At 61.5% G+C, this 9,317-nt stretch carries 7 protein-coding genes and 1 pseudogene; 4 read left to right on the top strand and 4 right to left on the bottom strand.

Annotation, left to right across the window (positions count from 1 at the left end):
* A partial coding sequence (locus EN991_RS11810) for an aldo/keto reductase (protein WP_164768992.1) occupies positions 1–813 on the top strand: 813 nt, incomplete at its 5' end.
* 242 nt (positions 814–1,055) lie between these two features.
* On the opposite strand, the gene EN991_RS11800 is transcribed toward EN991_RS11810, so the two are convergent.
* The gene (locus tag EN991_RS11800) at positions 1,056–1,328 is read right to left on the bottom strand and encodes an usg protein (RefSeq protein ID WP_013529022.1); all 273 of its coding nucleotides are present in this window, start codon (positions 1,326–1,328) and stop codon (positions 1,056–1,058) included.
* Positions 1,329–1,629: 301 nt separating this feature from the next.
* Between EN991_RS11800 and acs the strand changes: the two genes are divergently transcribed.
* The gene (gene acs, locus EN991_RS11795; RefSeq protein ID WP_127368803.1) at positions 1,630–3,585 is read left to right on the top strand and encodes an acetate--CoA ligase; all 1,956 of its coding nucleotides are present in this window, start codon (positions 1,630–1,632) and stop codon (positions 3,583–3,585) included.
* Positions 3,585–4,328: an MOSC domain-containing protein gene (locus tag EN991_RS11790; RefSeq protein WP_127368802.1), complete on the top strand. Its 744-nt coding sequence runs from the start codon at positions 3,585–3,587 to the stop codon at positions 4,326–4,328. The genes acs and EN991_RS11790 overlap by 1 nt, the downstream gene beginning before the upstream one ends.
* Position 4,329: 1 nt before the next feature.
* Here the strand turns inward: EN991_RS11790 and EN991_RS11785 are convergent, their stop codons facing one another.
* From EN991_RS11785 to EN991_RS11775, 3 genes are all read right to left on the bottom strand, one after another.
* A complete protein-coding gene (locus EN991_RS11785; protein WP_013529019.1) occupies positions 4,330–5,598 on the bottom strand; it encodes a cyclopropane-fatty-acyl-phospholipid synthase family protein in 1,269 nt (422 codons plus the stop codon).
* A gap of 364 nt (positions 5,599–5,962) precedes the next feature.
* Entirely contained in the window at positions 5,963–7,441 is a 1,479-nt protein-coding gene (locus EN991_RS11780; protein WP_127368801.1) for a TadE/TadG family type IV pilus assembly protein, read from the bottom strand.
* A 523-nt stretch (positions 7,442–7,964) separates the two neighbouring features.
* The gene (locus EN991_RS11775; RefSeq protein ID WP_013529017.1) at positions 7,965–8,834 is read right to left on the bottom strand and encodes a transglutaminase family protein; all 870 of its coding nucleotides are present in this window, start codon (positions 8,832–8,834) and stop codon (positions 7,965–7,967) included.
* Between the two features lie 165 nt (positions 8,835–8,999).
* Between EN991_RS11775 and EN991_RS11770 the strand changes: the two are divergent.
* Positions 9,000–9,317: pseudogene (locus EN991_RS11770) on the top strand (HAD family hydrolase); the annotation flags it as partial.

Raw genomic sequence — 9,317 nt, 5'->3', positions numbered from 1 at the left:
ATAAAAGGCCGCCGCGATGCCGTGCTGATCTCGACCAAGACCGCGCTGCCGATGGGCGATGGGCCGGGCGATTACGGCTCGTCACGTTCGCGGCTGATCAGATCCGTGGATGATGCGCTGAGGCGCCTCGGCACCGACTACATCGACCTTTTGCAGCTACACGCCTTCGATGCCGGCACGCCGATCGAGGAGGTGCTGTCGACGCTGGACAACCTGATCCGTGCCGGCAAGCTGCGCTATGTCGGCGTCTCCAACTTCTCCGGATGGCAAGTGATGAAGTCGTTGGCGCAAGCCGACAGCCAAGGCTATCCGCGCTATGTCGCCCATCAGGTCTACTATTCGCTGGTCGGCCGCGACTATGAGTGGGAGCTGATGCCGCTCGGCCTCGACCAGGGTGTCGGTGCATTGGTGTGGAGCCCGCTTGGCTGGGGCCGCCTGACCGGCAAGATCCGCCGTGGCCAGCTCCTGCCGGAACAGAGCCGGCTGCACGACACGGCAAGCTTCGGTCCGCCGGTCGAGGACGAGCATCTCTATCGAGTGATGGATGCCCTCGATGTCGTGGCCGAGGAAACCGGCAAGACCGTGCCGCAGATCGCCATCAACTGGCTGCTGCAGCGCCCGACCGTATCGTCGGTCATCATCGGCGCCCGCAACGAGGAGCAGTTGCGCCAGAACCTCGGTGCCGTCGGCTGGACCTTGACGCCGGAGCAGATAAGGCAGCTCGACGCGGCAAGCGAAGTCACCGCGCCCTACCCGTACTTCCCGTATCGGCGGCAGGAAGGCTTTGCCCGGTTGAACCCGCCGGTGGTTTGAGCGCATCGGGCCGTCATGGCGCAAGGTTCGCGGGCCAGCGCCCCCCTCTGGCCTGCCGGACATCTCCCCCTCAAGGGGGGAGATCGGATGTCGCGGCGACTTTCGCCAATCGCAGGCCTAACAAGGGGCGGCGTTGTCGGTGGAGCTGCCAATCTGCCCACTTGAGGGGGAGATGTCCGGCAGGACAGAGGGGGGCGTCGTAGAACGCCGACCTCAAGAAGCCGTTGCTGCGAAACTTGCCCCTAGTGCAGCACAAACTCCCCATCCACCTTGCGCCATTCATTCGGCGCGATCAGCTTCTGGTGGGTGTAGCTGATCGAATGCAGCGGCCCGTCCAGCTTGGCCTTCCAGAATTCGATGAACTTGATCAGCACCGGAAACTTCGGCGCGAGATCGTAGTCCTGCCAGATGAAGCTCTGCAGCAGATGCGGGTGATCGGGAAAGTGATAAAGAATCTTGGCAGTGGTCAAGCCATAGCCTTTGAGCATCAGGTCCATTTCGGCATGGTCGCGCATGACGGTCCCCAGGTTGATTCGCCTGTCCTCCCACGGCTGATTGTGCGCGCCGCTGATTAACCGTCTATTGATTTTTTCTTCATCTGAACCGGCTTTAGCATGCGAAAACATGCAGTTAGCAGCGCACCTCTTCGAGTGCTGACAGCCCTGGAGAAGCCCCTGCGGCATCCCGCCGCGCGAATCCAACGTCTAATGTTGCCGTAACGGCGGAACTGGTAATAATGCCGCCGAATTCGCGGCCGTGTCGCCGCGATCCCGCCGGCATTTCAAGCCGGCGATTGGTTCGGGAGGAAAGTCAGGAATGTCCGAGTTTCATGTCCATCGCGTCCAGCCGGCGTGGAAGAAAAACGCGCTGATCGACAATGACACCTACCTGAAATGGTATGCCGACAGCGTCAAGAACCCGGACAAATTCTGGGGCAAGCACGGCAAGCGCATCGACTGGTTCAAGCCGTTCAGCAAGGTCAAGAACACCTCCTTCGACGGCAAGGTCTCGATTAAATGGTTCGAGGACGGACTGACCAACGTTTCCTACAACTGCATCGACCGGCATCTGAAGAAGCGCGGCAACCAGACCGCCATCATTTGGGAAGGCGACAATCCCTACGACGACAAGAAGGTCACCTATAACGAGCTCTACGAGCATGTCTGCCGGCTCGCCAATGTGATGAAGAAACACGGCGTCAAGAAAGGCGATCGAGTCACCATCTACATGCCGATGATCCCGGAAGCCGCCTATGCGATGCTGGCCTGCACGCGCATCGGCGCCGTCCATTCGATCGTCTTCGGCGGTTTCTCGCCGGATGCGCTGGCCGGCCGCATCGACGACTGCAAGTCGACCTTCGTTATCACGGCTGACGAAGGCCTGCGCGGCGGCAAGCCGATCCCTTTGAAGGAAAACACCGACAGGGCGATCGAGATCGCCGCGAAAGCCGGAACGAAAGTCGAAAAGGTGGTGGTCGTGCGACGCACCGGCGGCAAGACCGGCTGGGTTTCAGGCCGCGACGTCTGGTATCACGACGAGATCGCGACGGTGAAAGCCGAATGCAAGCCCGAGAAGATGAAGGCCGAGGACCCGCTGTTCATTCTCTACACGTCGGGTTCGACCGGCAAGCCGAAGGGCGTGCTGCACACCACCGCCGGCTATCTCGTCTACGTCTCGATGACCCACCAATATGTCTTCGACTACCATGACGGCGACATCTACTGGTGCACCGCCGATGTCGGCTGGGTAACCGGCCACAGCTACATCGTCTACGGCCCGCTCGCCAACGGCGCCACCACGCTGATGTTCGAAGGCGTGCCGAACTATCCGTCGCAGTCGCGCTTCTGGGAAGTCATCGACAAGCACAAGGTCAATATCTTCTACACCGCGCCGACGGCGTTGCGCGCGCTGATGGGCGCCGGCGATGCGCACGTGAAGAAGACGTCGCGCAAATCGCTGCGCGTGCTGGGTTCGGTCGGCGAGCCGATCAACCCGGAAGCCTGGGAGTGGTATTTCAACGTCGTCGGCAACGGCAAGGTGCCGATCGTCGACACCTGGTGGCAGACCGAGACCGGCGGCATCCTGATCACGCCGCTGCCAGGTGCGACCGACCTCAAGGCGGGTTCGGCGACGCGGCCTTTCTTCGGCATCAAGCCGCAGCTGGTCGACGGCGAGGGCAAGGTGCTGGAAGGTGCGGCCGACGGCAATCTGTGCATCACCGATTCCTGGCCGGGCCAGATGCGCACAGTCTATGGCGATCACGACCGCTTCGTGCAGACCTATTTTTCGACCTACAAGGGCAAGTACTTCACCGGTGACGGCTGCCGCCGCGACGCCGACGGCTATTACTGGATCACCGGCCGCGTCGACGACGTCATCAACGTTTCCGGCCACCGCATGGGCACGGCCGAAGTCGAATCGGCGCTGGTCAGCCATGAGAAGGTTTCCGAGGCCGCGGTCGTGGGCTATCCCCACGACATCAAGGGCCAGGGTATCTACAGCTACGTCACCTTGATGAAGGGTGCCGAACCCACCGAAGAGCTGCGCAAGGAGCTTGTTGCCCATGTCCGCAAGGAGATCGGCGCCATCGCTTCGCCCGACAAGATCCAGTTCGCGCCGGGCCTGCCGAAGACGCGTTCCGGCAAGATCATGCGTCGCATCCTGCGCAAGATCGCCGAGGACGATTTTTCTGCCCTGGGTGACACCTCGACGCTGGCCGACCCGGCCGTCGTCGATGATCTGGTCGCCAACCGGCAGAACAAGAAGAGCTGATGCAGGCCGCGCTGGGCACTGTCAGCGAACTCTGGCGCTATCCGGCGAGTTCGCTTGCCGGCGAGCGCCTGAAAACAATCTCGGTCGACGTCGAGAGCATCGACGGCGACCGCCTGTTCGGCCTTGTCGACGTGTCCGACAACGAGATCGCACGACCGGACCGCGACGCGAAATGGCACAAGGTGCCGCGCATCCGCACCCGGCTGTCGCCGACCCTGGAACTCGAGATTGCCGTTCCCGAGGGCGACTGGCTGGCCGCGCCAAGCATCGAGAGCGACCGCGCGGTGTCGGCCTATCTCGGCTTCGAGGCCTCGCTCCGTCCGTTTCGCCGCGAGAATGCCGGGCCTGACTATGCCGGCCCGCTGACCGCGGAGCGCTACCGCAAGGCGTCGATTCATCTGTTGACCACGGCTTCGCTGGCACGCCTGAAAGCATTGCACCCGGAAGGGGTCGCCGACCCGCGCCGCTTCCGCCCCAACATCGTTGTCGACATGGCGGCGATCGAAGGCTCGTTTCCCGAAACGGAATGGATCGGCCGCAAGCTTGCCGTCGGCGATCTCCTGCTGACCATCTCGGAACCCTGCCGCCGCTGCGGTTTCATCATCGTCGCCCAGGATGGCTTCGACCATGATCCGGCAATCCTGCGCAACCTGGTCCGCCACAACGCCCACAACCTCGGCGTCTATTGCACGGTCGACAGGCCGGCGCGCGTCGAAGTCGGCGACGCGATGCGCTTCCTGTAAGCTATCGATACAGATCCGCCCGTGTCGGCGGCAGGCCGCTTGGACCGCGCGCGCGCTTGGTCACGACGGTCTGGAAAATCTGTGCCGATGCGCGCTCGAAGGTAATCGAACAGCCCGTCAGGTAAAGCAGCCATAGCCGCGCCCTGGCCTCGCCCACCTCGGCGATAGCCTCGTCGAACCTTTCGTTGAGTCGCTCCGCCCACAGCCTGCAGGTGCGGGCATAGTGCTCGCGCAGGTTCTCGACATCGTAGACGAGAAAACCATGCGCCTCGAGATTGCCTGTTGTCATGCCGATGGTGTCGAGTTCGCCGCCGGGAAAGATATATTTGAGCAGCGCCTTGAACTCCGGCCCTTTGCGCAAGGTCTTCTTGATGTCGCCCTTGCTGCGCCGGGTGATGGCGTGGTGCAGATAGATGCCGCCCGGCTTCAGCAGGCGATGAATGGTCTTGAAATAAGTCGCATGGTTGGCGAGCCCGAGATGTTCGAACATGCCGATCGACGAAATCTTGTCGAAGCTGCCGGTGAGTTCCGCATAGGATTTGATCTCGATGGTGATGCGGTCCTCCAGCCCCTCGGCGCGAATGCGTTCGCGGGCCAGCTCGGTCTGCGCCTGCGACAGCGACACACCGTGGCCGACGACGCCGTAGTTCTTCGCCGCATGGATCAGCATGGCGCCCCAGCCGCAACCGATGTCGAGCAGTCGTTCGCCCGGTTTCAGCCGGAGCTTGCGGCAGATGTGGTCGAGCTTGTCGACCTGGGCCTCGTCGATGCCATTGGCGAAATCCTTGAAGTAGCCGCAGCTATAGACCATGCGCTCGTCGAGAAAGAGCCGGTAGAAGGCGTTCGAGATGTCATAGTGATGCTGGATCGCCTCCTGGCTCGAACCGCTGACATAGGGATTGCGCCCGGACAGATCGGTCCGCGCGCTCATCTGCTTGCGTGCCAAAAGCACGGAAGGCAGGTCGCGCAGGATCGCCATTTTCGGCAGCGACTTGAGCTTGGTTCTGAGCTTGCCTTGCGACGGCAGGGCATAAAAATCGAAGATCGTCCCGTCTTCGATGTCGATCGTTTTGGAAATCCACATCTCGATCAGCGTCGACAGGGACGGTCGCTTCACGATCTGCCAGACGATGTCCTGGTCGTTGATGGTGAGCACCGGACCAGTGGCGGGGCCGATCCGCTCCCCGGTCCACAGCCTGACCGCAAAACCCGGCTTCAATGTCTCGATCACCGTTCGAACGATGCGAGCGGCCTTTTCGGCTGCCTCCATGCGATTCCTCCGAATGCTGGCTCAGGGGCAGAAGTTTGCCCGGTCGGCCTGGCAATCGCAAGCCGGCCCGCACCAGGCCCGCCCGTTGGTTAATTTCAGACCTGCACCTTGTCTTTTGCTGCAATGCACCCCATCATGAGTATGTGTTCAACAAATCGAAAGGAGGTGATCCGATGTCGAGTGATTTCGTTTTCCAGAACGTGGCCTCAGCGGATTGCACTTTCGGGAAGCAGTCTTCCCGTTAAGGCGCGAAATGCGCGGCGGCTGACCTGATAGGTCATCGCCATGGGCCGCGCCACGGACGGAAACACGGAAGGCCGCCAGCTTCGAAAGAAGCGGCGGCCTTTTCCGTTTGCGGACTAGACTACTGGGTCAATGCGACCTTTTCGGTGTTGCGAATGATTTCCTGAAAGGCGTTGTCCAATTCGGCTCCGGTGGACACGTCGAAGAAATGCCTCTTGGCGCCGGAGGTATCCTTCGACGAACAATCCTTCAGCACCGCCTTTGCCTGGTCCCGCTCGGTTGTCGACATATCCTTGTCGTCCAGATCGAAGCCGATGGTGAAAATCTCGATGCCGTCGTTTTTCATGTTGTCGCACAGCGTTTCGGCGTTGCCGCGCGCAAGGGTGCCCTGCCTGTTGTAGCTGTCCCCAGCACCGGCGAAGGCGGTATTGAACTGGCCATCGGTCATCAGGATCGCGACCTTGGCGATCTTCTTCGGATCGGCATCCGAGGCACCCTTGCCAAGACCGGCATTCCTGATCGCAGTGCGCCATTGCGGCGACAGCATATAATAGGTCCACTGAATGGCGATCGCGCCGGCCGTAAACCCATTGGCCCGGAAGTCCTCGATCGATTCAAGCAAGGCATCGGAATCGGCGGTCAGCGGGATCACTTTGGCATCAGGGCACCTGTTCATGTCCCCGTCACCGAGATGATCGTCCCGGTTGACCAGAGCATAGTATTTCTTGCCGTTCCCGTCGGTGCGAACAGTATCCGGGCCGTCGGCGCTCATATCCGCGTTGCCGTTCTTGTCCTTGCGCTCGGTGGCGCAATTGTCGGGGCGTGGCATCGCCGCGCCGACCATGGAGATGTAGTCGCTGAAGGACGGCAGCAGATTTTTGCCTGTCTTGGCGACGAGAAGCGGACTGCCAGCGATGGGTGGGAGCTCAGAGCTGCCTTGCTTCTCGGCATAGATGTTTTCCGCCAGCTTGCCGGCGTTGACGCCAGATGCATAAGGCACAATCGCGACGCGGATGCGGGGGTTCTGCGGATCCTGTTTCTGCAGCATCGTCTGGACGGCGTTTTTTGCAGCTGTTTTCAGATCGCCGATTTTGTCGACCTTGCCGCGCTTGGCCATCGACCCCGTTATGTCGAGCATCATCGCCACTTCGACGGTCTTGTCCGAATAGAGCGCCGTCGTGGAGGCGGCGACGCGTTTCATGTCGCCCGTGCCAAAAATCGGGAAATACAGCCCGACATCGACATGGGCGTCAGCCTGGACCGTCTTGGCGGTCCTGTTGACGATCAGCCTGTCGAGTACGATCTGGTCGGCCTGCAGAATGCCTGCCTGGCTGTTGGCGTCGAGAAAGGCTTGCACCGATTTGTTGGCATCGGCTTCCTTGATGGCGCCGGTCGTTAGGTCGCGTGCCGTCGATGTGACCGCGGCGTCGACGACGCCTTGGAGGCTCGATCTGGCATTGTAGAGCTGCGATACGTTGACCGAGAAGCCAACAGCCAGCGCCAAGACCGAGGCGCTGAGGCCGAACAGGATTGCGAAATTTCCACCGCGATCCCTGGCGAACCCGCCGACCGCGTGAACAAGACCCCCGTAATTCCGCATCCTACAGCCTCCATTCGCCTCGGCCTCGTCGCCGCGGACAGGGCAATGCAGGATTCCCGCCGGATGACGCCGCTGGCTGGCAGAAGGCCGGCCGCTTGCCGCCAAATCATTGTTTTTGTTCGGCTTCAAGCTCCGCAAAGGTGAATGACTGGTAAACAGAAAAGCGCGGCCGCGGCTGCGTTTACGAGCCGGTTACCATGCTCAAGACGAAGCAATCACGGAATCCCGATGACGTCCTGTTGCGGGACAGGGTCCGTGTGCCGAAGCGGGCCAGTTGTCCCGAGACTGCAAGGCGCGAAATGATCGGATCCAACGCCTCCGGCCGTCGAAAGACCAAAGCGCCATCACGTTTGAAAACCAGGGCCGCTTTTGGCCGCGCCTCAAGGGGTGTTGAGATTCAGGTCAGGCCAGGTCGAAAATGATGGCTTTCGAGAACCGGAGCGGAGCGGACATTTGGTCCGTGAGCACCGGAAGCGCAGAAAGCCGTCATTTGCAGACCGGCCTCACCTGAATCGACATACCGTTAGGCCAGCATCTGTGCGCCGACGGTCCTGTCGATACCGTGGTAGGGCGGGTTGAACAGATTGCCTTCCTGTTCATAGGTCCATACCTTGAACAGGCTGAGCCGGTGGGCGCCGAAACTATGCAGCAGCGGCACGTCGGTGGCGTCGCGGCCGCGGGCGATGACGATGCGGCCGATTCTTGGCGTGTTGTGGCGAGGATCGAACGTGTACCATTTGCCGTCGAGGAACACTTCCAGCCACGCCGAAAAGTCCATCGGTGCCGGATCGGCTGGCACGCCGATATCACCGAGATAGCCGTTCACATAGCGTGCCGGAATATTCATGCAGCGGCAAAGCGTGATCGCCAGATGAGCGAAGTCGCGGCAGACCCCGACGCGTTCCTCATGCGCCTGAGCCGCCGTGCGGGTCGAGCGCGCATAGCCATAGCCGAACGACAGCCGGTTGTGGACATAGTCGACGATAGCCTGCACGCGCGCCCAACCGGACGGAATGTCGCCGAAGAGCTGCCAGGCCAGGCTGCTCAGATGATCCGTCTCGCAATAGCGGCTGCCCAGGAGATAACCGAGAACTTCGTCCGGCAGGTCCGCCACCGGCACTTCCCTGGCCAGCGTGTTTACCTCGTCCGTCTCGCCGCTGTCCTCGACGACCGCGTCGTACAGGATGCGAAAACCACCGGCGGGCGCTGTGAAGCGCCGGCAGGCATTGCCATGCAGATCGTGGTACAGCCTTGTCGGCACCGCGGGCGAGGTCAGCACCCGCGTCTGCCGCTTGATATCAGCCTGCCTGTCCCGATGGATCTCGAGCACTGAAATCACCGGCGTGGCGGCTACGCATTCGATGGCGATTTCATAGCCGAGCCGGATCAGCATCGTTGGTCCCCCCTTCGATCTTGTGAGAAGCAGTCCTTCCCAAACGCCCGGAGGATACCGTGGTTCCCTGGGCCGATCGAAAAGCCCACCCCGTGTCTTCCCCTGCCGCGGTCGAGACGTTAGGTTCGGCAACCCCACCAGCGCTCCCCGGACTCAAGGAAAATCATGTATTCAAGCAGAAAATTCGCGGCCTTCCTCTTCGACATGGACGGCACGCTCATCAATTCCATCGCCTCGGCGGAACGGGTGTGGAGCGATTGGGCACGCCGCCAGGGCCTCGACGTCGCTGCCTTCCTGCCGACGATCCATGGCGTACGCGCGATCGAGACCATCACCGGCCTGGCGCTGCCGGGCGTCGACCCGGCACACGAGGCTGATCTGCTGCTGAAGGCCGAGGCGGCCGATCTCGAAGGCATTATCCAGATCGCCGGCGCCGTGGCATTTCTCGATTCGCTGCCGCCCGAACGCTGGGCGATCGTAACC

Source organism: Mesorhizobium sp. M7A.F.Ca.US.005.03.2.1 (genome assembly GCF_003997795.1).
GTDB lineage: Bacteria > Pseudomonadota > Alphaproteobacteria > Rhizobiales > Rhizobiaceae > Mesorhizobium > Mesorhizobium ciceri.
This window is presented reverse-complemented; position numbering and strand designations above follow the sequence as displayed.